This window comes from Arthrobacter agilis, assembly GCF_006494655.1.
GTDB lineage: Bacteria > Actinomycetota > Actinomycetes > Actinomycetales > Micrococcaceae > Arthrobacter_D > Arthrobacter_D agilis.
Window position 1 is genome coordinate 378225 of record NZ_VHIM01000002.1, and the last position, 22058, is coordinate 400282.

The window sequence follows — 22058 nt, forward strand, 5'->3', positions numbered from 1 at the left end:
TCCTAAGCTTCGGTCATCGCTGCGCGCCTGCGAAGTCCTGCTGGCGCCAGGCTTCGTAGAGGACGATCGATGCGGTGTTGGCGAGGTTGAGCGAGCGGCGTGACGGGAGCATGGGCACCCGGACGCGGGCGGTGACCCTGGCATCGTGCTTGACGTCCTCGGGGAGACCGTCCGATTCCCGGCCGAACATGAGGACGTCCGAGGGCTCGTACGCGATGTCCGTGTAGGAGGCGTCGCCGTCGGAGGTGTAGGCGAAGACGCGGCGGGGCTGGAGCGCCGCCCAGGCGTCCTCGAGGCTGCGGTGCACGTGAAGCACGGTGAGGTCGTGGTAGTCCAGGCCGGCCCGCCTCAGCTTGGAGTCCTCGAGGCTGAAACCGAGGGGTTCCACGAGGTGCAGTTCGGCGCCGGCGACGGCGGCGAGACGAATGGCCGCTCCGGTGTTGCCCGGAATCTCGGGGGTATGGAAGAGGATGCGGAACACCCGTCCATCCTAGCTTCCGGCCGAGGCGAGCAGCCGCGCGAGAACGGGCAACTGGACGGCGTTCGGGGACGGCCCCGACGCCAGGAAGGACCGGATGGTGCGGACGGCGGTTCCTGCATTCACCACCTGCACGAATCCGGGTGCCGTCCTGTCGAATCCCGGAGGGACGTCGATCACCGGGGCGAAGGGATTGTCGGGAGCTCCGTGGATGACCACCCACCCGGAGACGTTGACGTCAGGGAACAGTTCCTGGACAGCCCTGACCGTTGCGGGCGTGCGGTACTCGACAGGGCGGCCCTGATGCCGGAGCGACTGCCCGTCCCAGGAGAAGTTGCCCGGCGGTGCCGTGAAGGAGTCGATGACGGCCAGGCGGTAGCCGGCCAGGAGGACATGCCCCGCCTCCGTGCCGTTCCTGTCGTCGAAGTCGAGCCCGTTGACCAGCCGCGCCGCAGGGTAGGTCGGCAACAGGGTTCGCTCGAGGAGGGCCGCGGTCCGAAGTTCGCCGTCGATCCGGGCCCTGACGCCGGCGTTGAGCCTGCCGAACATACCGGGCTGCCGTGGTGAGCCGTGGACCTGCTTCCCGGCGAGGATCAGGGGCACTGCCGGGGGAGCGGACGGTGAGAAGGGTGGGAGGTAGGTCGGCGCGTTCCTGGCGGCGTCCTCGTCCTCGGCGCGCGTGCGGGCGGGCTGAGGAGCACGCGCCGGGCCGGCACCGGGGGGAGCCGTCTCCGCGCCGCGCTGGGACGGGGTGCGCCGGCGCCCGGTCTCGGCGTCGTACCGTTCCCGCAGCTGCGGATCACCGAGGGTCTCGTACGCCACGCTCACGTCGTGGAAGCGGGCCGCGCTGCCCCCGAGGTCCGGGTGAGCGAGGCGGGCTGCACGTCGATAGGCGTTCTTGATGGCCTTCGGATCTGCTTCGGTGGGCACGCCGAGGATGTCGTAGTACGACGTCCGTGGTGCCTCTGCCATCGATGAGCCTTCCTGGGATGTGCGGTGCCTCTCGGAGGCCGGCCCGGCCCCGACGGCGCCGGCCCGGTATCACCCGAGACTAGAGGTCGGGGGCGGCTGCGGACAAAAACCCGGTCGTGGCGCTTCGTGTCGGCCACCGGCGGAGGAATCGCAGCGCAGCCCGATGCAGGTTCAACGGAGCACGGGAGGCGTCGGTTCGCGCTGGTGACACGTCTCACAGCCAGTGCCCGTCGGCGCGGGTGATCTATCGAGCACCCGGGACGGGTCGGCGCGGGGCGCGCGGGCGGCGTCAGCTCCGACGGTACAGGGTGTAGAGCGCGGAATCCTCGGTGAGAAGGGAGACGAGGGTCAGGGGGAGGGCGTCCTCGGGGCTGTCACCGACCGCGATCCGCGGTCCGTCGCCACCGGCGAGGAGCGGGCTGATGGACAGCGCCAGCTCGTCGACGGCCCCGGATCGCGTGAAGTCGCCCAGCACGGCCGGGCCTCCTTCGCACAGGACCTTGAGGAGCCCGCGCCGCCCGAGTTCGGCGAGGACCGCGGCTGCCTCCACGGACTCGGCGCCGCAATCGACGACGTCGGCCACGGCCGCCAGGGCTGCTCGCCTGCCGGCGTCGGCGCTGCCCGAGGTGAGGATCACCGGCCGGACGGGCGCCCTCGTGAAGAAGCCGCTGTCCGGGTCGAGGTCGAGGCTGCCGGAGATGACGGCGATTCCCGGGTGCCCGGCCAGTCCGCGGTCCGAGCGCCAGGCGCGTGCGTCGTCGTCCACCAGTTCTCCTTCGTAGCCCTCGGCGCGGATGGTGCCCGCGCCGACGAGGACGACGTCGGCGAGACGGCGCAGCACCGTGAAGATGCGCTTGTCGCCGTCGTTCCCGAGGCCGGCGGAGAATCCACCGCTCGTCGCCGCGCCGTCCGCCGCGGCCACGAAGTTGAAGCGGACGTAGGGGCGGTCCGCCGCAGGGTAGGCGTAGATGCGATGCAGGGCCCCGTCGTCCACCGCCCCCGTGCTCGACGGGGCGGTGGGATCTGCTGCGGAAGGGATGAGGGAGGTGATCATGGTGCCGCCGGTTCGTTGTAGTCGCCCATGTTGTGGCGGAGGTGGAGTGGTTCCCGCCAGCCGAGAACTGCCTCGGTGAGGTCGACGGCTGCGCGGGACGCCGCGACGTTGTGCATGCGGACCACGCGGGCGCCCCCCAGGATGCAGATGACGGCGGCCGCGAGCGACCCCTCCACGCGTTCGCCCTTGGGGCGGTCGAGCGTCTCGCCGATGAAGTCCTTGTTGGAGACGGCTGCGAGAGTCGGGAAACCGAGGCCCGCGATCTCGGAGAACCGGCGGGTGATCTCCAGCGAGTGGAGCGTGTTCTTGTTGAGGTCGTGCCCGGGGTCGAGGAGGATGCGGTCCTCGCCGATGCCCAGGCGAACGGCATCGTCGACCTTGCGGAGGAGGAACTCCGAGACCTCCTGCACGACGTCCCCGTAGGTGGGCCGGGGATAGACGGTGCGGGGCGCGGCGAGGCTGTGCGTGATGACGAGGTGCGCATCGGCCTCGGCCACCACGGCGGCCATGTCGGGGTCGCGCAGGCCCGTGGTGTCGTTGACGACGTTCGCGCCGGCCGCGAGGGCCAGGCGGGCGACCTCCGGGAGGAACGTGTCGGCGGAGATGATGACGTCGGATGCGGCCCGGACGGCGGTGATCACGGGGACGATCCGCTCCGCCTCCTCCTCGGCGGGTATCGGTTCGCCGGGAGAGAAGGGCGCGCCACCGATGTCCACCCAGTCCGCGCCGTCGCGCACGGCGGCCAGGGACGCGTCCACCGCGGCCTGGAGGGCGAAGGTGGCCCCAGCGTCGTAGAACGAATCGGGGGTGCGGTTGATCACGGCCATCAGGGCGATCTGGCGGTCGAAGTCGACCGTCCGCGCGCCGAAGGAGTGCACCGCGTGCCGGAAGGCGGGCACGAAGGTACTGGAGGAAGGAGTCGCTGCCTGACTGTGCACCCTGCATTCATACCACCGGAGGCCGGGCGTCCGGCCGGCCGCTGACTTCCCGTGATGGGCGCCACCGGAATGGGACGCACGGCGTGGCGCCCGTAGAATCGGATCATGCCCGTGTATGTGGATCACGCGGCGACCACGCCCATCTCGGCGCCTGCGCTCGCCGCCCTCACCCTCGAACTCAGCCGCAGTGGAAATCCGTCCTCCCTGCACGGCTCGGGTCGCCGTGCCCGGCGATCGGTCGAGGACTCGAGGGAGACCGTCGCCGCCGCGGCGGGAGCTCACGCCTCGGAGGTCATCTTCACCTCCGGGGGCACCGAGGCCGACAATCTCGCGATCAAGGGCCTCTTCTGGGCCCGCCGCTCCGCCGATGCGCGGCGTACCCGCATCCTCTGCAGCGCGATCGAGCACCACGCGGTCCAGGACACGGTGGAGTGGCTCGGACGCCACGAAGGCGCGGAGGTCGTGTGGCTTCCCGTCGACAGCGCCGGTGTGGTGTCCCTCGACGCCCTGCGCGCCGCGCTCGCCGAGGCACCCGAGCGCACGGCCCTCGTCACGGTGATGTGGGCCAACAACGAGGTCGGGACGGTCCAGCCCGTCGAGGCCGTCGTAGCCGAGGCCGCCCGCTACGGCATCCCCGTCCACAGTGACGCCGTCCAGGCCTTCTGCTCCCTGCCCGTCTCCTTCGCGGCATCCGGTCTCGCGACCATGGCCGTCAGCGCGCACAAGATCGGAGGCCCCGTGGGCGTCGGGGCCCTTCTCGTCCGCCGTGACGTGGTCCTCACGCCCGTCCAGCACGGCGGCGGACAGGAGCGCGACATCCGGTCCGGCACGCTGGATGGTGCGGGCATCGCGGCCTTCGCGGCCGCGGCCGACGACGCCGTCACGCACCTCGCCGCCGAGGCACAGCGCCTCGCAGCGCTCCGGGACCGCCTCATCGACGGTATCGGGCGGGAGGTGCCGGACGCCGTCCTGCGCGGTGTCGGGCACCCGGCGCGCCCCGGCGCCCGCCTCCCGGGCAACGCGCACTTCACCTTTCCCGGGTGCGAGGGCGATTCGCTCCTGTTCCTCCTCGACCTCGTCGGCATCGAATCCTCCACCGGCTCCGCCTGCACCGCAGGGGTCCCCCGGCCCTCGCACGTCCTGCTCGCGATGGGACTGGCCGAGGACGAGGCCCGCGGAGCGCAGCGGTTCAGCCTCGGGCATACATCCACGGACGGGGACGTTGACGCGGTGGTGGCCGCCATCGGCGAGGCCTACAAGCGCGCACGGAAGGCCGGCATGGCAGGGCACGCATCGACCATTCAGACGGCAGGAACGGGTTTTTCATCATGAGGGTACTGGCAGCGATGAGCGGCGGCGTCGATTCCGCCGTGGCGGCGGCACGCGCCGTCGAGGCCGGGCACGACGTCGTCGGGGTCCATCTCGCCCTGTCCCGCATGCCCGGGACCCTGCGCACCGGCAGCCGGGGCTGCTGCACGATCGAGGACTCACGGGACGCCTGGCGGGCCTGTGACATCCTCGGGATCCCCTACTATGTCTGGGACTTCTCCGAGCGCTTCAAGGAGGACGTCGTGGACGACTTCGTCGCCGAGTACGCGGCGGGGCGCACGCCCAACCCCTGCATGCGCTGTAACGAGCGCATCAAGTTCGCCGCGCTCCTCGAGAAGGCGCTCGCGCTCGGATTCGACGCCGTCTGCACGGGTCACTACGCGAAGGTCGTCCAGGACCCCGACGGCAATCCCGAATTGCACCGCGCCGCCGACTGGGCGAAGGACCAGTCCTATGTGCTCGGCGTCCTGACCCACGAGCAGCTCAAGCATTCCCTGTTCCCGCTGGCCGAGACGCCGTCGAAGGCCGAGGTGCGCGCCGAGGCGGAGCGGCGCGGCCTGTCGGTGGCCAACAAGCCCGACAGCCACGACATCTGCTTCATCCCCGACGGTGACACGCGCGGCTGGCTCGAGAAGCGTATCGAGATGAGCGAGGGCGACATCCTCGATGTCGACGGCGAGCGGATCGGCAGCCACTCAGGAGCCAACGCCTTCACCGTCGGCCAGCGGCGCGGGCTCAAGCTGGGTACGCCCGCCGCCGACGGCAAGCCGCGCTTCGTGCTCGAGATCCGTCCCAAGCAGAACGAGGTCGTCGTGGGCCCGGAGCACCTGCTCGCGATCGACGAGATGCGCGGGATCAAGGTGTCCTGGGCCGGCCTGCCCATCCCCGAGGCCGGCACCGGCGAGGAGTTCGACTGCATGGCGCAGGTCCGGGCGCACGGTGATCCTGTTGCCGCTCGCGCCCGGGTGGATACCTCGGACGGCGCCCCGCACCTCGTGGTGCGCCTGGTGGAGCCGATGCGGGGCGTCGCACCGGGCCAGACGGTGGTGCTCTACCAGGGCACACGTGTGCTCGGACAGGCGACCATCGACTCGGCACGCAGCGCCCTCCGCCCCGATCTCGCGGCGGTCGACGGGTAGTCGCAGTTCACGGACCCCCGGCGGGGTCTGCTTGACTGGAGTCATGACGCATCCCCGCAGTGGCTTCGACCCGGCCGCCAGCTCCCTCGCGGGAGGCGTGGCGCCGGAGGTGATGGCCGAACTGCTCTCCGTGAGGAGCTCGATCGACAACATCGACGCGACCCTCGTGTACCTGCTGGCCGAGCGATTCAAGGCGACGCAGAGGGTCGGCCACCTGAAGGCCGAGCACGACCTCCCGGCGGGTGACCCGCAGCGCGAAGCCGCCCAGATCGCCCGGTTGAGGATGCTCGCGGAGGAAGCCCAGCTGGACCCGGCCTTCGCCGAGAAATTCCTGAACTTCATCATCTCCGAGGTCATCCGGCACCATCAGGCCATCTCGGAGAACCGCCGGCCCGGGTCCGACCCGACCCGCAGAACCGGCACCGCCGAGGCCCACTCCGCAGCATCCGACCTGGCGGGCCAGGGCGGTTCAGCCGACCCGGCAGCATCCGACCCGGCGGGCCAGGGCGTTTCAGTCGACCCGGGCGAACTTCGTGCCTGACGAGGTCGGTTCCGCTGCGGTCCGCGCCACGGCAGCCGGCGACTGGCCCGGTACGGATCCCCTCGAGGCCGAGCGGTCGGTGCGCGGAGAGCTCGGAGACCCGAACCTCCCGTTCCTTCCCGCCTTATCCGCGCGGGGGCCCGGGAGCGACGACGTCGGGCGCACGCTCGGGATCCTCGTGGAGCTGCCCTTCGACCTCCAGCCGCACGGCTGGCGTCTGGTCCAGCGACCCGGCGCCGACCAGCGGAGAGCGGAATCCGCGCTGTCCTCCGATCTCAACGCGCTCGGAGACATCGCCGGAGCAGAGGATCGTGCCGCGGGCCGGCTCAAGCTGCACCTGCAGGGCCCGCTGTCCCTGGCCGCCGGGGTGCACCTCCACAACGGTGAACGCGTCCTCGTCGACCATGGTGCGCGGCGGGAGCTCGCCGCGTCCCTGGCCGCTGGAGCGGCGGCACTCGTGCGTCGCGTGGCCGCCGTCGCCCGTGGCGCCGAGATCCTCGTCCAGATCGACGAGCCCGACGCCGGCAGGGTCCTCGCCGGTCGGGTACCGACGGCAAGCGGATACCGCACGCTGCGGGCGGTTGACCGGCGCGAGGCGACCGAGGCGTGGGACCTCCTGACCTCATCGGTCCTCGCCGCGGGCGCCTCCGGGACGGTGCTTGCGCCGGGCGATGGCGACGTGGTGCTGGAGGCGGCCCGGGCTGCGTCCACCACGGCACTGGCCCTGGCGCTACCGGCGATCACCGATCGCCAGTGGGAGCTGCTGGCGGAAGACGTCGAAGCAGGGCAGGGGCTCTGGCTCGCTATCCTGGACGCCCGTGCCGCCGTCCCGCAGGTGACCGCCCTCGTCGAGCCGGTCCTGGCAGCGTGGCGCAGGATCGGCCTTCCGGTCCAGGCGCTCTCGGCAGTGACCCTCCAGTCGTCCGCGGGACTTGGCGCGAGGTCGCCGTCGGAGGCCGTGCGGGCCCTCACGCGGCTCGTGCAGGCCGCCGATGCGCTCGAGCAGGTGCGGGCCGAGGGTTAGCCTTCGCCTGCCGCGCCGGTCCTCAGACCCGCCGCTCCCACCGGTCCGGTTCCGCAGCCGGCGGCAGAACGCCGTCGAACGGGTGGGTGGAGTACTCGAAGAGGCCCGCATACACGAGCAGGGTGCCCAGCTGCCGATGCACGACGTTCGTCGTGATGCGGAAGGCCCCGGCGTCGTCGTCCCACCACTGTTCCACGTAGGCGAGCGCGCCGAAGGCGTCGGGGAGCGGGAGCCGCAGCCCCGCGAAGAGGCGTGTCCGGGAGGAGACCATGCGCATCCGGCCCTCGTCGGACGCGGTGCAGGTCAGGAGGGTCGCCATGCGGCGGTGCCTGCCCACGTAGTCGGTGAGGACGCCGTCCTGCAGCGAGGTGGTGTCCTCGAAGAGCCGGACAGCGGTGCCGAAGTCCAGCTCCCGCCGGGCCGTGAGGGCCGGACGCCCGAAGGGATCGACGTGCGGATAATTGTCGATCGTGAAGGGGACGTCGGTGTTGTACTCGGGGAAGAACGCGTTCTCGAGGGCCGTCAGCCGGAAGGCGGGCCGGGCGAACCAGGCGGGGGAGCCTGCGACATCGAAGACGCCGCGTCCATGGCCGGCGAGACCGCTCGCGGCATCCGTGCCGAAGTACTCGCGCAGCTCCGGCTGGAGGCGCCCGAACTCGCTGCCCATCGCCTGCTGGTAGATCGAGGTCATCCCGCCCACTTCCGTCGTTCGGACCACCAGTCAACCACGCCGCCGCGCGCCCCGAATCCGCCCGTGCACCGTTTGGCAGGAATCAACGCCGCTCACAGTCGCCCGGCCGCCTTCAGGTGGATGTAGGTGTCGGCGAGCTGGGGCGGCAGCTCGGCGGGTACGGCGTCCACCACTTCCGCACCGAGCAGCCTGATCTGGTGCGCGATGGCGGCGCGGTCCAGCAGCGCGCGCTCCGCCGCCGCAGCGCGGAAGGTCGCCGTCGCCGTCGACCGATCTGCGCGCAGCTCGTCCAGGCGGGGGTCCCTGACCGACGCGACGACGACCACGTGCCGCTGCGTCAGTCCCGGCAGCGCCGGCAGCAGGCCCTCCTCGGCGGCGCCCGCATCGAGAGACGTCAGCAGCACCACCAGGCAGCGGTGGGGCGATGCGGCCCGGACCTGCGCCGGGACCCGTGACCAGTCCGCCTCGATCAGTTCGGCTTCCAGCGGCGCCATCGCGGTCACCAGAGAACTGAGCAGATTCCCCTTCGCCGTCGAGTCCACACGTGCCCTCAGCCGGCGATCGAACGCCAGGAAGTGCACCTTGTCGCCACCGCGCTCCGCGAGGACGGACAGCAGCAGTGCGGCCTCGATCCCCGTGTCGAGGCGCGGTTCGTCGAGGACGCGGGCCGCCGAGGTCCGGGAGGTATCCAGCACCACGACGACACGACGGTCACGCTCCGGACGCCAGGTCCGCACCACCGTGTCACGACGTCGAGCGGTTGCCCGCCAGTCGATCGACCGGACGTCGTCGCCCCTGACGTAATCGCGGAGGGAATCGAACTCGGTGCCGGCTCCCCTGATCTGGACCGCGGACTGGCCGTCCAGCTCGCGCAGCCGGCGGAGTTTCGACGGCAGATGCCTCTTCGAGGCGAAGGGCGGCAGCACGCGCAGCACGCCGGCGGCGGGCACCGTGACCTGGCGGGCCGCGAGACCGAGGGGACCGGTGCTGCGGATACTCACGGCGTCCACGCGCAGGATGCCGCGCCGGGACGGCCGGAGGGTGATCGTCATCCGCCTCGCCTCGCCGGCAGGGACGACGACGCCCTGCTCGGGGTCCTGCGCACCCGCCGAGGGCTGCCACGCCTCGCGCACCGTGGCGCGAAGCCGCCGCGTCGTGTCGTTGCGCACCACCAGCTCACTGCTGCACTGCTCACCCAGCCGCACGCTGTCCGGCAGTGTCCGCAGGACGCCGACGCGTCTCGGTGACGCGGCCAGGCCCACGTCCGCGACCGCCAGCAGGACCAGGAGCGCGGCCCACGTCAGCAGGGAGGTGGCCTCGGGGAACAGGACGACGGGCAGGACGCCGAGCAGGGCCAGCAGGACGAAGCGGCCGGTGATGACCAAGGTGTCTCCTCTCGGGCGCGGGCATTCGGGCTCGCTCCCGCGTCGGGGATGGGGTGTCCTACCTCGGGACGGGGACGGTGCTGAGGATCCCGCTGAGGACGTCGTCGACGTCGACACCGTCCATCTGCGCCTCGGGTCGGAGCGCCACCCTGTGGCGGAGGCAGGGCAGCGTGAGGGCCTTCACATCGTCCGGCGTCACGAAGGACCGGCCCGAGAGCCAGGCCCAGGCCCGGGAGGTGTTCAGCAGGGCGGTGGCACCGCGGGGGGAGACGCCCAGTTGGAAGGACGGCGACACCCTGGTGGCCCGCACCAGGTCCACGATGTACGCGATGACCTCGGGCGCGATGGCCACCCGCTCGACGGCGGCCCGCGCGCGGACGACGTCGTCGGCGTCCGCGACGGCACGGATGCCGGCGGCCTGCAGGTTCCGGGGGTCGAAACCGGTGCTGTGCCTCCGGATGACCTCGATCTCGTCATCACGGTCCGGCAGCGGGAGGGTCAGCTTGAGCAGGAAGCGGTCGAGCTGCGCCTCCGGCAGGGGATAGGTGCCCTCGTACTCGACGGGGTTCTGGGTGGCGGCGACGAGGAAGGGCGAGGGCAGGGGCCGGGAGACCCCGTCCACCGAGACCTGCCGTTCCTCCATCGCCTCCAGGAGCGAGGCCTGTGTCTTCGGCGGGGTCCTGTTGATCTCGTCCGCGAGCAGGATGTTCGTGAAGACCGGCCCCTCGCGGAACGTGAATTCCGAGGTCTTCGACTCGTAGATGAGTGAGCCGGTGATGTCGCCGGGCATCAGGTCGGGGGTGAACTGCACGCGCTTGGTACCGAGGTCCAGTGCCGTCGCGAGCGTCCGCACGAGCAGCGTCTTGGCGACGCCGGGCACCCCCTCGAGCAGCACATGGCCATCCGCCAGCAGCCCGATCAGCAGCCCCGTCACGGCGGCGTCCTGCCCCACGATCGATTTGCCCACTTCGGCCAGCACGCGCAGCAGTGCGGCTCGCGCGGCGCTGTCGTCGTCCTCCCGCGCCTGCGCCGCCTTCCGGTACTCTGCGCCTTCGGGCGGGCGGTGATGGTCCGGGTCGGGGTGCGCCCGGGACGCGCCGTCGGCGGCTCCGGACGTCAGAGCGGTGGTGTCCTGGCGGCCTTCGGTGTCTGTCATGGTGACGTGATCTCCTTCTCGAGGTCGAGGATCTCCTGTGCCCAGAGCACAAGATCGCGGGGGGTGGTCGGTGTGGAGCGGAGCAGCCGCTCCTCGAGCTCGGCCCGTGGCCGTCCGGAGTACCGCGCGGCGGCGTCGACGACCTCCAGCGGCGACGCCGACCGGTCCACCCGTAATCGCCGGGCCATCCGGGCCAGGGCGGCTGCCCGGAGATTCGTCGCCGCATGTCCTACGGAGCGCGAGTCCTGGTAGAGCCTCGCGCGGCCCTCCGCGGTCTCGGCCGCGCGCACGACGACGGGGAGCGGTTCGGTCGCGAGGGGGCCGAGCCGGCGCCCCTTCCAGAGCATGGCCAGGACCGCGCAGACGAGCAGCCACACCAGGAGCGGATCCACCCACGGCGGAAGAAGGGTGAGGGGGTCGATACCCTCACCGGTCGAGACGACGTCCCCTCCGGAGGGTTCGTACCAGACGAGCGTGGGTGAGGAGCCCAGCGCCCGGAGGGCGAGGGCAGCATTGCCCTCGTCGGTGATGGCGCTGTTCGAGAGGATGCCGGGCGCTCCGAGCAGGGCCACCGAGCCGTCGGCATTCGTCACGTACAGGCCGCCCGCCCCGGCTCCCTCCGGCGCGCCGTCCTCCCCGGAGCCGTCGTCCTGGGTACCGGCAATACCGGCGTCGTCCAGCGTGCTGACTGTTCCACCGTCGGTGGATCGGGAGAAGCATTCGACACCGCCGGCGTAGAGGTTGCCGGCTCCCGACAAGCTGCCGGCCGCTTGCGCGTGCCGGTCGGAGCACTCCGCGGCCAGGACGGCCGGATCACCGCCGAACGAGAACGGCGTCGTCCCGACCAGGGCGAAGTCGTCGTCGAGCTGTGAGAGTTGACGGTCACCAGGAGCGGCAAGGACGGCCCTGTCCGCCAGCCCTGCCAGCTCGGCGACCTGGTCGGCGCTTAGGTACTGCTGTGCATCGTTCAGGAGAAGGGTGGCGGGCCCGCCCTCCAGAGCGTCCCGCGCGGCATCGAAGGATCTCGCCCGGACGACCTCGACGCCCTCCTCGGCCAGGACCTCGGCGAGCGCGCGCGCTCCCGCCGGGGCGGGGTTGCCGGGTGAGAGTGCGCCGTCGTCCCCGTCGGACCCGGGGAGGAGGTTGATGAGGAGGATCAGCGCGAGCACGAGGGCACCGATGATCAGCGGACGTGCGCGCCGTGCTCGGGAGCGGACGGTCCCCAGGGCGCTTCCGCCGTCCCCCATGATCTCGCGACCCGGAGGGCTGACCTCATGACGGATCGCGCCGGCGCCGTCGACGTCCCGGTCCTGGGTCATCCCGTTCGGGTTCCTGCGGTTCCGGGCCGTCCTGTCCTCATCCAGGGGACCCGCGCTCATCGCGGCACCGCCGGCGCCGTCGTTCCGGCCCCTGCGTCCGCGCGGCGGAGGTCCTCGGTCTCCAGCCGTTGATCGAGGCCGGCTGCCTGCCGATAGTCCCGCTCCGTCGCCCTCCCGCTGCCGTAGTGGGTCTCGTTGAAGAGATCGGAGAGGAGACCGATCTCCCCGGTGCACGCGGGAAAGACCGCTCCGAGCTGCAGGGCGGCCTCGGTGGCCGTCCGGCCCGGCTGCTCGGCAACGAGGACGCGTTCCTCGGCGGAGCGGATGACGGCCCGGAGCACCTCGGCCACGGCGCCGTTCCAGTCCTCCACGGAGGCGCACGCCGAGGCGCGATCGCGGTGGTGTGCGGCCGAGCGACGCGCCCCGTCCTGGAAGACGCTCGCATCGGCCGTTCGGCCCCGGGCATTGAGCCGTGGCCGGATGAGGACGATCGCCACCGCGATCAGCACGGCGGCACCGATCGCGACGACGAGCGTGCCGAGCCCCGCATCGAGCCCCCGGACGCCGTCGAACACGCCCAGGATGCCCTGGAGGACGTCGGTCAGGACGCGTTCGAGGAGGCCGGGGCGGGCGTCCACGTAGGGTGCCTTCTCCAGTTCCTCCCTCAGGAGCCGCCGGGCCTCCTCGGCATCCGGCGCGAGCAGTGGCAGGGACCGGTTGGTCATCCGCCGGTCCCGCCGGCGCCACGGATACGGACGCCCGGCCCTACGGCCATCAGGCCGGTCCGCCCGGCTGGTGCCCGAAGGCTCCGGTGCCGCCGGGCAGGATGTCCGACGGCACCGTGCCGGCCCGCTCGTGCTCACGCATGAGGACGACGTCGAATCCCTCACGGCGGATGCGGAGGTCCACGTAGAGCAGCGATGTCACCCCCGCCTGGAAGGCGTAGCCGATGGCCGTGAAGAGCGCCGTGATGGCCTGGGTCGCGGCGATCACGGGCAGCGAATCGAGCGCGTCGGGAGCGGTGGAGGCATCGGTGCTGAACCCGAGGAAGAGCGACACCGCGAAGGTGAGCGGGGTCGAGATGACCGAGGCGATCACGGACACGATGATGCTCGTCAGCAGGACGATGCCGAAGGTCCGCCACCAGTTGCCGCGCGTGAGGCTCCAGGAACGCCGGATGGAGGTCCAGGGGCCCGTTCCCTCCAGCATCAGCGCCGCAGGAGCGACCACGAGCTTCATGCTCACCCAGATCATCAGGACCACCGCTCCGATGGCGAGCGGGATGATCAGCAGCGCGGAGTACTCCTGGAGGCCGGCGATGGCCAGCGCCGAGATCCCGACGAGCAGCGCAAGGCCCACAGTCCCGAGGCCGAACGAGAGGAGCCCGAAACCGAGGAGCGGAAGGATGCGGCCGCGGGCGAGCCGCCAGGCCTGACCGAAGCCGGTCTTCTGGTTGATGACGGCCCTGGCGATCGGAATCACGAGGATTCCCTGCAGCACGAGCAGGGCGACGGCCGTGACGACGCCGGCGACCGAGGCGAACACCCCGAGGCTCGCGAAGGCGCCGATGAGGCTGTCGGTGCTCGGATTCGGCGAGTCGAACACTTCGAAGGAGGAGAGGAGATTGCCGAAGAGCAGAACCGTCACGAGTGCGACGACGGCCTGGAGGAGGATCGCAGTGCCGAAGGTGGCCAGGGGATTGCGGCGACAGGCCTGGAATGCCCCGTCGAGGATCTCACCGAGGCCGAGGGGCCGTAGCGGGATGACTCCCGGCTTGGGCGGCGCCTGGTACCCGGCAGGAGGCAGCGGCATGCGTGCTCCATAGGCCGGCTGTCCCTGCCAGGGGAGCTGCGGTGCGTGCGGCTGGCCCCAGCCCGGGCCGGGCGGCTGCCTGCCCCAGGGACCGGGCGGTGGGGGTGCGGTCGGTGGGACGCCGGAGGCCGAGGGGGGCCATGGCGATCCGCCGGCCGGCGGATCGGAGGGTAGTCCCGGCTGCGGCCGGTCTGCCTGCGGTGGTCCCGGCTGCGAGGCTCCCGGCGGGTGCCAGGGACTGCCGGGCGCGCCTGCTGCGGAGGCAGAACTCCCCGGCGGCGCCCAGGGTGCCGCGGCCGGAGGCTCCGGGGCGGTGCCCCCCTCGGGCCGGATCCCGTCGGAATCCGTCCCCTCTGTCGGCTGGTCAATCATCGCGTCCCCTCGATCGATGCTCCGGTATGCACCCGCTGCATCCCCTGTGCATCATAGTGACGACTGCGCTCGAACGAGGGAGCGAAGCCGCCCTCCTCCGGTCGGGTCGGGCAGCGGCGCGGTGGGCCTGGACATGCCGCGCGCGCCGGCCGGTGCGACATTGCGGGCCTGATGGGACAGTATTGGGGTATGAAGGCTCGCATACTGGTCATCGACGACGACGAGGCCCTGTCCGAAATGATCGGGATCGTCCTCCGCAACGACGGTTTCGACCCGGTGTTCTGCGCTGACGGGTCGGCCGCGCTCGGTGTCTTCCGGGCGCGCAATCCCGATCTCGTGCTGCTGGATCTGATGCTGCCGGGTATCGACGGCATCGAGGTCTGCCGGCAGATCCGTGCCGAATCCGATCTCCCCATCGTCATGCTGACGGCCAAGTCCGATACGTCGGACGTCGTCCGCGGTCTGGAGTCCGGGGCCGACGACTACGTGCCCAAACCGTTCAAGCCGGCAGAGCTCGTGGCACGTGTCCGCGGACGCCTCCGGCCCGCCGAGTCGAAGGCCCCCGAGACTCTCACGATCGGCGAGGTGAGCATCGACGTCGCCGGGCACGAGGTGACGCGTGCCGGGGAGCGCGTGTCGCTGACCCCCCTCGAGTTCGACCTCCTCGTGGCGCTCGCACGGAAGCCCTGGCAGGTCTTCACCCGCGAGCTGCTCCTCGAGCAGGTGTGGGGATACCGCCATGCCGCGGACACGCGGCTGGTCAACGTCCATGTGCAGCGCCTGCGCTCGAAGATCGAGCGGGACCCCGAGGCGCCCGAGATCGTGCTGACGGTGCGTGGTGTCGGGTACAAGGCCGGTCAGGGCTGATGCCGGCGGTGCGGGGGGTCGTGACGACTCTCCCGGCACCCCGGTGGTCCAGTCCCCGCAGCCCGGCGGGGGTCAGGCGGGCGTCCTGCAGGCATCGGTCGGCAGGGCGCCGGCGGGTGTCGCGCAACAGCCGACCGTCGAGCACCCCGTGACCGTGCTCGACCGACTCCGCCGGAATGGCGGAAAGGGTTCCGACGTCGGGCACTCCGGCCACCCTTCGGAGCCGGACGACACCCCCCGGGTCCGCTCCGCAGCGGACGCCCCCCGGGTCGGGGCCGGATCCCCGCGGTATACCGAGCGTCTCGGTGAGGGCTGGTCGCGGACCCGGTCCGCCGTCGGATCCTCCCTCGCCTCTGTGGCGCTCCACTGGCGCAGGTCGCTGCAGTTCAGGACCGTCGTCGCGACGATGCTGTTGACCTCCGTATCCTTCGTCGCGGTCGGCGGATTCCTCTCGACCCAGATCGCCGATGCGCTCTACGACCAGCGCTTCGACCAGTTCAGTGCCGAGGCGACCGAAGCCCTCGACGAGACGAAGGCGGTGTTCCGGGACTCGTCGGCAACGGACCGTGGGACCACCACGAGGCTTGTCGTTGATTCCATCAGCGGTCTCGTCGGAATGGATTCCGACGCACCCCGCCAGGCCATCCTGGTGCAGATCGCGACGGACGAGGACCTGGTCATCCCGACCACGGGCAGCCAGGAAGGGGTCACGGCGAGCATGCTGCCCGAGGACCTGCAGGCAGCGGTGGCGACCGGCCAGGACGTCTACTGGGCGCCCGTGGTGATCCCGGTGACGGAGAACGGCTCGACGAGCGCGCCGGGCCTGGCATTCGGTACCCAGGTGGCGCTCCCTCCCGATCAGACCCCCTATGCGCTGTACGTCTACTACGACCTGTCCACCATGCAGTCCACCCTCGACGACATCCACCGCGTCCTCTGGTTCGCTGGCTTCGTCCTGCTCGTCGTGATCGGCGCCATCGCCTGGTACGTCACGCGCAGCGTGGTGTTGCCGGTCAGCTATGCCGCGTCCGTGTCGGAGAAGCTCGCAGCGGGTGAACTCCAGGAACGCATGGAAGTGACCGGCGAGGACGAAGTGGCACGGCTCGGTGTCTCCTTCAACCACATGGCGGGAAGCCTGCAGGACCAGATCACGCAGTTGGCGCAGCTGTCCCAGATGCAGCAGCGGTTCGTGTCCGACGTGTCGCACGAGCTCCGGACCCCCCTGACCACGGTGCGCATGGCCGCGGAAGTCCTGCACGACGCCCGTGAGGACTTCGACCCGATCAACAAGCGGTCCGCGGAGATCCTCTTCGACCAGGTGGAACGGTTCGAGGCGCTTCTCGCCGATCTGCTCGAGATCTCCCGTTTCGATGCGGGGGCAGCGGTCCTGGAAGCGGAATCGGTGGACATCGTGCAACTCGCTCAGCACGCCATCGACGGTGCGCGCCCCCTCGCGGAGCGTCTCGGATCACAGGTCACCATCGTGTCGAGCGAGACGATGTGCATCGCCGACGCCGATGCCCGGCGGATCGACCGAATCCTCCGCAATCTCATCGTCAACGCCCTGGAGCACGGCGAGTCGAAGCCCGTGGAAGTCCACATCGCCTGCAATCCGGAAGCCGTTGCCGTCGCGGTGCGGGACCACGGGATCGGCATGGCGCCGCTGGAGGCCTCGCGTGTCTTCGACCGTTTCTGGCGCGCTGATCCGGCGCGCGCACGCACCACCGGAGGGAGCGGCCTCGGCCTCTCGATCGCCACGGAGGACGCCCGCCTGCACAGCGCCTGGTTGGAGGCGTGGGGGATGCCGGGCGACGGCGCCTGCTTCCGGCTCACGCTGCCCCGGCACGAGGGCGCCGAGCTTGCGGCGTCGCCCCTGGCCCTTCCGCCGTCGGCCGTCACGCACGACGTCGGGCGGGTGGTGATCTCGGAGGTCGAGTCCCACCGGTCCGGCGCCACACCCGACCCGAGGGGGAGCCATGGCAGGTAGCGCGACGCGGGCGGTCCTCGCCCTCCTGCTGGCCTTCGTCCTCCTCGCGACCGGGTGTGCTGCCATCCCCACCTCGGGTCCCGTCGGTGTCATCTCCGCCGCGGACGGGGACGCCGAGGCCGTGGAACCGGTCTTCGACCCGCAGGGCCCGGCCCCCGGTGCCTCGCCCGAGCGCATCCTGCTGGATTTCATCACGGCGGGGACCGGTGCCGGTGAGGGCTACAGCGTGGCCCGCCAGTTCCTGACCACCAGCCTGCAGGACACCTGGCAGCCCGAGGAACGCATCGTCCTGTTCCGGTCCGACCCGCGGGTCGAGAAGCGGGAGGCCGAAGGGGTCTACCAGATCCAGCTCGAGACGACCGGGACGATCGACGCCAGGGGCGTCCGGAGCAACACCACCGTGCCGTCGACCGAGACGCTCGGCGTGCGCATGGTCCAGGTCGACGGTGAGTGGCGCATCGACGAGATACCCGACGGCATCATGATCGCGCAGAGCAGCGCCAGGGATCTCCTGATCTCGCACAGCCTGTACTTCTACAGCAGCAACTACCGCTACTGGGTACCGGATGCCCGCTGGTTCGTCCGGCGGACGGGAGTCACCGCGCGGATCGTCGCCGCGATGCTCGGGGGCCCCGTCACCTACCTCCAGGGCTCCGTGACCAGTGCTTTCCCCGAGGGCGTCAAACTGGCGCGGGACTCCGTCCCCATCACCTCGGGCAAGGCCTCGGTCGATCTCACGGCCGAAGTCCTCGACAACGCGACCGATCTCGCGCTCCAGCAGATGAACCAGCAGCTCAGCGCCAACCTGGTGGGTCTCAACGATGTCACCTCGGTGGAGATGACGAGCGGCCAGCCCATCCAGCTGGGCGACGCCGCGCCGGACCTCGTGGTCCCCGAGCTCACGCCCGACGTCGGTGGCGAGCAGGTGGCCATCAGCGGGAACCAGCTGGTGCGGGTGCGCAATGGATCGGTGATCGAGATCGAAGGCCTCCCGTCCGTGTCGTCCTTCGACCCCAGGGAACCGGCCACGTCGGTCTCGGGCAGTGCCTATTCCTTCCTGGACGAGGACCGCACGAAGCTCTTCGTGACCGCGCCGGGGAGCGAGGTGCGCGAGATCGCCGACGGGGAATCGCTGACCCAGCCGTCGTTCGATCCCGACAACTGGGTGTGGACCTCGCGGCGTGTCGACGGGACCACCGAGGTGCTGGCGATCCCACCCGGCGGGTCCAAGGACAACGCCGTCGTCCTCGCGGCGGGGTGGCTCGGTGACCGTCGTGTGAAGGATCTGCGCGTCTCTCGGGACGGATCGCGGGCCCTGATCGTGACCGATCGCGGCGAGACCGGCGAACTCCTGCTCACAGGCATCACCCGCTCCGCGCAGGGTGCACCGCAGACCCTCACCACGCCGTTGTCGCTGCCCGTCGCGGTGGCCGTCGACACCGCCAAATGGGCGGGCCAAAGCACCATCGTGGCCTCCCCCGTGTCCGCCGACGCGGAAGTGGAACCGACGGTGCTCCAGCTGAGCGGCGAGCAGGAGACCATGGCGCCCCTGGTCGGCGTGCTGGGGATCAGCGCGGGGTCGGACGCGGAGGACACCTTCTACGCGCAGACGGCCGAGACGCTGTTCAGCCGGCTCGGCACCAGTTGGGTGGACGAGAACCTGGATGTCCTGGACCCCGCCTTCCCGGGCTGACCCTGTCCACATATGGGCCCGGCACCGGGGACGGTGACCGTCGCCGGTGCTGAAGTGGTGCCATGCCCACTGCGCCGTCCTCCACCCGTTCCGCCTCGTCGATCGCGGGCCGCCTCGACCGGCTCTTCTTCGGGCGGACGGCCCGGATGCTGAGGGGCGCCGCCAACGCCTTCGCCTTCCTCCTCCTGCCGTCGTCCTGCCTGCTGTGCGGCGCATGGAACACCTCCCTCTGCCGGTCCTGCGCCACGACGTTCCGGCGGGCGACGTCGTGCCCGTTCCGCGCCGAGGACGGGGCGGAGGCGTTGCCGGATGTCGACCGGGCCGCAGGGACGTCCCGATCGCCCGCGGATCACGACGCGGACTACGGGCCGCTTCCCGTCATCGCGGCCGGACGATACGGGTCCGCGGTGTCTCGCGTGCTGCTCGCGTACAAGAACCACGGCCGGGTCGACGTCGCGGCCCCGATCGCCGCAGCCCTGGCGGGTGCACTGCACATGGCCTGCACGGAACTGGGCCCGAGCGGCACACGAGCGTCTCCCGTCCTGCTGGTGCCGGTACCCACGCGGTCCTCGTCCCGACGCCGACGAGGATACGACCCGCTCATGGTCCTCCTGACCCGCCTCGACCGGATGCAGTTCCTCCCCGCCGGGACGGTGCTGGCTCCTGTCGTCCGGCAGGTGTCCGCCGTGCACCGGATCCGCGCGATGCTCGCGCGGTCGGGGGCGACGCGTCCCACCGGACTCCGGGCCTGGCGGTCCATCAGCGGCGGGAACGGCGGGCAGAAGGGTCTCGGACGCCGTAGCCGCCGCACGAACGTCCTGCTGTCGATGGCGCCGACCACGGGCGCACACCGCCGGCTGGCCGGGGCGCAGTGCATCATCGTCGACGACGTCCTGACGACCGGCGCCACGATCGGCGAGGTCCATCGCGTGCTCCGGGGCGAAGCTGCGACGGTCCTCGGTGCCGTGGTGATCGCCGCCACGGCCGGGCCGGCTTCTGCTGCCGTACCTCCCGCTCCCGGCACCCGTGCAGCCGGCTGAACCCTCAGTCGACCTCCAGTCAGTCCCCAGTCAACCAGCGGAAGTTTTTGCAGCGTGGAGGGGTGAATAACGGACACCCGTGAACTACCGTGAAGTACGGGTACCACGCAGTGACGACACGTACCCGTCGGCGGCGGCTCTGCACAACGCCTAGGCCGTCGTCGTGTCACCTAGCGATGTGGAGGGCACCATGGAATTTGTGATCAATGGTCGGAACCTGGCGGTATCGGACCGTTTCCGTGAGTACGCGACGGAGAAGATCGACAAGATAGAGCAGCTCGGCGACAAGGTACAGCGCGTCGATGCGAAAATCACCAAGGAGCCCAGCGCACGTCTGGCGGACACCTCGCTCACGGTCGAGCTGACGGTGCTCTGCAAGGGTCCGGTCGTCCGGGCAGAGGCTTCGGCCGCCGACAAGTTCGCGGCCTTCGATCTCGCCTATGCGAAGCTGCTGGAGCGTCTGCGTCGGGCGCGGGACCGACGCAAGGTGCACCACGGCCGGCACACCCCGCTGGCCGTTCGCGTGGCCACCGCCGACCTCGAACCTGCCGACACGGCACAGCCCATCTACCTGGCGACAGCTGATGTCGACCAGACCGTGCACGAGCCCGAGGCCCGGGAAGAAGATACCGATACCTATTCCTCGCCCGATGACATCCCGGCGGGCGATTCGCCGGTGCTGATCCGGCGCAAGGTCTTCTCCGGTACTCCCATGACCCTCGATGACGCCGTGGACAACATGGAACTCGTCGGACACGATTTCTACCTCTTCGTGGATTCGGCGACCGGTGCGCCCTCGGTGGTGTATCGCCGTCAGGCGTGGACCTACGGCGTCATCACGCTCGACGCGAAGTGCGCGGAAGGCACCGAGGAGCCCCATGAGGAGCTGCTCGCCTACCGCGCCAAGGAAGCGGCCACCGCATAGGTCCATAGCGTCTGACGCCCGCCAACGACGAGGATCTGCCCCCGCGCCCCGCGCGGGGGCAGCTCCGTGCAGGAGACCGTTCACCGGAGCATGCAGACCCTCACCATCGCCCAGGCCCGCCGCATCGCGCTTGCCGCCCAGGGGCTGCACCGCCCGCGGCTCGAGGCGCCGACCTCGGTGCGGGCGCTTCGACGGGAAGCGCTCCGCCTCCAGGTGCTGCAGATCGACTCCGTCAACGTCCTGGTCCGCGCCCACTATCTCCCCCTCTTTTCCCGGGTGGGCGTCTACGAGCGCGGCCGCCTCGACGCGATGTTTTCCGCCGCGCCGCGCGCGCTGGTCGAATACTGGGCGCACGAGGCGAGCCTGGTCCCGCCGGATCTGTACCCCCACCTGGTGACGCATCAGCGGCGCACCTGGATGGGCGCGTCGAACCTTCCGCACGAGCAGCGGGCGCTCCTGGAGCCAGCCATCCTCGAGCTGCTCGACCAGGGTGTCCCGCTGACAGCGTCCACCGTCCAGCGCATGGTGGGAGGCGACCCGACCCGCCCATCGGAGGGCTGGGGCTGGCGCTGGACCGCTGCGAAGCGCGTGCTGGAGGATCTCTTCGCCCGCGGGGAGATCGGTTCCGCGGGACGGAACGCCCAGTTCGAGCGGCTGTACGCCCCTCTGGCAGACGTACTCCCGAACGCTGCGGCCGCCGGAGGTCGTCTCGATGCCGCCGATGCTCTCGTGGTTCTGGCTGAACGTGCACTCGGCCCGCTCGGCGTCGCCTCGGCCCGCTCGGTGGCCGACTACTTCCGGACGCCCGTGCGCGAGACCCGCTCCGCCCTCGAGGTCCTGGCCGGCTCCGGATCGGTGCACCGCGTCCGCATCGAAGGGGAGCGCGAGCCCTGGTACCTGCACCCCGCAGCGGCCGCGATCCCCAGGCGGGCGCAGGGCCGGGCGCTCCTCAGCCCCTTCGACTCGCTCGTCTTCGAACGCGACAGGCTGTTCCGCCTGTTCGGCTTCCACTACCGCATCGAGATCTATACGCCCGCCGAACGCAGGGTCCATGGCTACTACGTCCTGCCGTTCCTCCTCCGCGACGCCATCGTGGCGCGCCTCGATCTGAAGGCGGACAGGGCGAACGGGCGGCTGCTCGTGCGGGGGAGCTACGCGGAAGCGGGAGCCCCGCCGGATACTGCGGCGGAACTGGCGGCGGAGCTGCGACTGCTCGCGACCTGGCTCGGCCTGGACGAGATCGTCGTGGAGATGCGAGGCGATCTCGCAGCCGCGCTCGCCGCTCAGGTCGGCAGGCTACCCTGAGCGGACACGCTGTCCCGACTCGCAGGACCGT

General features: G+C 70.9%; 20 protein-coding genes. 10 read left to right on the top strand and 10 right to left on the bottom strand.

All coding sequences use genetic code 11. The features are described from left to right. Window positions 1-13: 13 nt before the first annotated feature. The 4 genes from FJV46_RS04535 to folP all read right to left on the bottom strand — a co-directional run bounded on the left by FJV46_RS04535 (window position 14) and on the right by folP (window position 3403). A complete protein-coding gene (locus tag FJV46_RS04535) occupies window positions 14-481 on the bottom strand; it encodes a tRNA (cytidine(34)-2'-O)-methyltransferase (RefSeq protein ID WP_087029512.1) in 468 nt (155 codons plus the stop codon). Between the two features lie 9 nt (window positions 482-490). Next, window positions 491-1450, bottom strand: coding sequence for a J domain-containing protein (locus tag FJV46_RS04540; RefSeq protein ID WP_087029511.1), 960 nt, complete (start codon window positions 1448-1450; stop codon window positions 491-493). A gap of 289 nt (window positions 1451-1739) precedes the next feature. Beyond that, window positions 1740-2504 (bottom strand): pyrimidine reductase family protein, encoded by a 765-nt coding sequence (locus FJV46_RS04545; RefSeq protein WP_087029509.1) that lies wholly within the window; start codon window positions 2502-2504, stop codon window positions 1740-1742. Next, window positions 2501-3403: a dihydropteroate synthase gene (gene folP / locus FJV46_RS04550; RefSeq protein ID WP_370684685.1), complete on the bottom strand. Its 903-nt coding sequence runs from the start codon at window positions 3401-3403 to the stop codon at window positions 2501-2503. The genes FJV46_RS04545 and folP overlap by 4 nt, the downstream gene beginning before the upstream one ends. Before the next feature lie 144 nt (window positions 3404-3547). Here folP and FJV46_RS04555 point away from each other — a divergent pair, with 144 nt between their 5' ends. The 4 genes from FJV46_RS04555 to FJV46_RS04570 are packed head-to-tail and all read left to right on the top strand — an operon-like array spanning window position 3548 to window position 7475. Continuing rightward, a complete protein-coding gene (locus tag FJV46_RS04555; RefSeq protein WP_087029507.1) occupies window positions 3548-4774 on the top strand; it encodes a cysteine desulfurase family protein in 1227 nt (408 codons plus the stop codon). After that, the gene (gene mnmA / locus FJV46_RS04560; protein WP_087029506.1) at window positions 4771-5910 is read left to right on the top strand and encodes a tRNA 2-thiouridine(34) synthase MnmA; all 1140 of its coding nucleotides are present in this window, start codon (window positions 4771-4773) and stop codon (window positions 5908-5910) included. Before FJV46_RS04555 ends, mnmA begins: the two co-directional genes overlap by 4 nt. A 43-nt stretch (window positions 5911-5953) precedes the next feature. Continuing rightward, window positions 5954-6451 carry a chorismate mutase gene (locus FJV46_RS04565; RefSeq protein WP_370684684.1) on the top strand — a complete coding sequence of 166 codons (498 nt, stop codon included), beginning with the start codon at window positions 5954-5956 and terminating at the stop codon, window positions 6449-6451. Beyond that, window positions 6444-7475 carry a uroporphyrinogen decarboxylase/cobalamine-independent methonine synthase family protein gene (locus tag FJV46_RS04570; RefSeq protein ID WP_087029504.1) on the top strand — a complete coding sequence of 344 codons (1032 nt, stop codon included), beginning with the start codon at window positions 6444-6446 and terminating at the stop codon, window positions 7473-7475. Before FJV46_RS04565 ends, FJV46_RS04570 begins: the two co-directional genes overlap by 8 nt. 22 nt (window positions 7476-7497) lie before the next feature. Here the strand turns inward: FJV46_RS04570 and FJV46_RS04575 are convergent, their stop codons facing one another. The 6 genes from FJV46_RS04575 to FJV46_RS04600 form a co-directional block, all read right to left on the bottom strand. Continuing rightward, entirely contained in the window at window positions 7498-8166 is a 669-nt protein-coding gene (locus FJV46_RS04575; RefSeq protein WP_087029503.1) for a DUF4166 domain-containing protein, read from the bottom strand. Window positions 8167-8258: 92 nt separating this feature from the next. After that, the gene (locus tag FJV46_RS04580; protein WP_087029501.1) at window positions 8259-9551 is read right to left on the bottom strand and encodes a DUF58 domain-containing protein; all 1293 of its coding nucleotides are present in this window, start codon (window positions 9549-9551) and stop codon (window positions 8259-8261) included. 58 nt (window positions 9552-9609) lie between these two features. Beyond that, complete coding sequence (locus tag FJV46_RS04585; RefSeq protein WP_087029499.1) at window positions 9610-10707, bottom strand: AAA family ATPase; 1098 nt, start codon at window positions 10705-10707, stop codon at window positions 9610-9612. Continuing rightward, on the bottom strand, window positions 10704-12026 hold the full coding sequence (locus FJV46_RS04590) for a DUF4350 domain-containing protein (RefSeq protein ID WP_158250135.1): 1323 nt from the start codon (window positions 12024-12026) through the stop codon (window positions 10704-10706). The genes FJV46_RS04585 and FJV46_RS04590 overlap by 4 nt, the downstream gene beginning before the upstream one ends. Window positions 12027-12082: 56 nt before the next feature. Then, entirely contained in the window at window positions 12083-12751 is a 669-nt protein-coding gene (locus tag FJV46_RS04595) for a DUF4129 domain-containing protein (RefSeq protein WP_087029495.1), read from the bottom strand. 49 nt (window positions 12752-12800) lie between these two features. Continuing rightward, window positions 12801-13838, bottom strand: a complete 1038-nt coding sequence (locus FJV46_RS04600; RefSeq protein WP_087029493.1) for a DUF7847 domain-containing protein — start codon at window positions 13836-13838, stop codon at window positions 12801-12803. A gap of 561 nt (window positions 13839-14399) precedes the next feature. On the opposite strand from FJV46_RS04600, the gene mtrA reads away from it, so the two are divergent. The 6 genes from mtrA to FJV46_RS04630 all read left to right on the top strand — a co-directional run bounded on the left by mtrA (window position 14400) and on the right by FJV46_RS04630 (window position 22027). Beyond that, complete coding sequence (gene mtrA, locus FJV46_RS04605) at window positions 14400-15077, top strand: MtrAB system response regulator MtrA (protein WP_087029491.1); 678 nt, start codon at window positions 14400-14402, stop codon at window positions 15075-15077. 355 nt (window positions 15078-15432) lie between these two features. After that, complete coding sequence (gene mtrB, locus FJV46_RS04610) at window positions 15433-17064, top strand: MtrAB system histidine kinase MtrB (RefSeq protein WP_240046474.1); 1632 nt, start codon at window positions 15433-15435, stop codon at window positions 17062-17064. Continuing rightward, window positions 17054-18757 (top strand): LpqB family beta-propeller domain-containing protein, encoded by a 1704-nt coding sequence (locus tag FJV46_RS04615; protein WP_087029490.1) that lies wholly within the window; start codon window positions 17054-17056, stop codon window positions 18755-18757. Before mtrB ends, FJV46_RS04615 begins: the two co-directional genes overlap by 11 nt. 62 nt (window positions 18758-18819) lie before the next feature. After that, window positions 18820-19797 carry a ComF family protein gene (locus FJV46_RS04620; RefSeq protein ID WP_087029488.1) on the top strand — a complete coding sequence of 326 codons (978 nt, stop codon included), beginning with the start codon at window positions 18820-18822 and terminating at the stop codon, window positions 19795-19797. A gap of 190 nt (window positions 19798-19987) precedes the next feature. Beyond that, window positions 19988-20722 carry a ribosome hibernation-promoting factor, HPF/YfiA family gene (hpf, locus tag FJV46_RS04625; RefSeq protein WP_087029486.1) on the top strand — a complete coding sequence of 245 codons (735 nt, stop codon included), beginning with the start codon at window positions 19988-19990 and terminating at the stop codon, window positions 20720-20722. 90 nt (window positions 20723-20812) lie between these two features. Then, complete coding sequence (locus FJV46_RS04630; RefSeq protein ID WP_087030281.1) at window positions 20813-22027, top strand: winged helix-turn-helix domain-containing protein; 1215 nt, start codon at window positions 20813-20815, stop codon at window positions 22025-22027. The last annotated feature ends 31 nt before the right edge of the window (window positions 22028-22058 follow it).

Bases quoted from the DNA above. Each gene is read 5' to 3' on its own strand.
- FJV46_RS04590 (WP_158250135.1), bottom strand. From the start codon at position 12,026: ATGACCCAGGACCGGGACGTCGACGGCGCCGGCGCGATCCGTCATGAG.
- FJV46_RS04615 (WP_087029490.1), top strand. From the start codon at position 17,054: ATGGCAGGTAGCGCGACGCGGGCGGTCCTCGCCCTCCTGCTGGCCTTC.
- FJV46_RS04565 (WP_370684684.1), top strand. From the start codon at position 5,954: ATGACGCATCCCCGCAGTGGCTTCGACCCGGCCGCCAGCTCCCTCGCG.
- FJV46_RS04545 (WP_087029509.1), bottom strand. From the start codon at position 2,504: ATGATCACCTCCCTCATCCCTTCCGCAGCAGATCCCACCGCCCCGTCG.
- FJV46_RS04630 (WP_087030281.1), top strand. From the start codon at position 20,813: ATGCAGACCCTCACCATCGCCCAGGCCCGCCGCATCGCGCTTGCCGCC.
- FJV46_RS04595 (WP_087029495.1), bottom strand. From the start codon at position 12,751: ATGACCAACCGGTCCCTGCCACTGCTCGCGCCGGATGCCGAGGAGGCC.
- FJV46_RS04600 (WP_087029493.1), bottom strand. From the start codon at position 13,838: ATGCCGCTGCCTCCTGCCGGGTACCAGGCGCCGCCCAAGCCGGGAGTC.
- FJV46_RS04585 (WP_087029499.1), bottom strand. From the start codon at position 10,707: ATGACAGACACCGAAGGCCGCCAGGACACCACCGCTCTGACGTCCGGA.
- FJV46_RS04555 (WP_087029507.1), top strand. From the start codon at position 3,548: ATGCCCGTGTATGTGGATCACGCGGCGACCACGCCCATCTCGGCGCCT.
- mnmA (WP_087029506.1), top strand. From the start codon at position 4,771: ATGAGGGTACTGGCAGCGATGAGCGGCGGCGTCGATTCCGCCGTGGCG.
- mtrA (WP_087029491.1), top strand. From the start codon at position 14,400: ATGAAGGCTCGCATACTGGTCATCGACGACGACGAGGCCCTGTCCGAA.
- FJV46_RS04575 (WP_087029503.1), bottom strand. From the start codon at position 8,166: ATGACCTCGATCTACCAGCAGGCGATGGGCAGCGAGTTCGGGCGCCTC.
- FJV46_RS04540 (WP_087029511.1), bottom strand. From the start codon at position 1,450: ATGGCAGAGGCACCACGGACGTCGTACTACGACATCCTCGGCGTGCCC.
- hpf (WP_087029486.1), top strand. From the start codon at position 19,988: ATGGAATTTGTGATCAATGGTCGGAACCTGGCGGTATCGGACCGTTTC.
- FJV46_RS04620 (WP_087029488.1), top strand. From the start codon at position 18,820: ATGCCCACTGCGCCGTCCTCCACCCGTTCCGCCTCGTCGATCGCGGGC.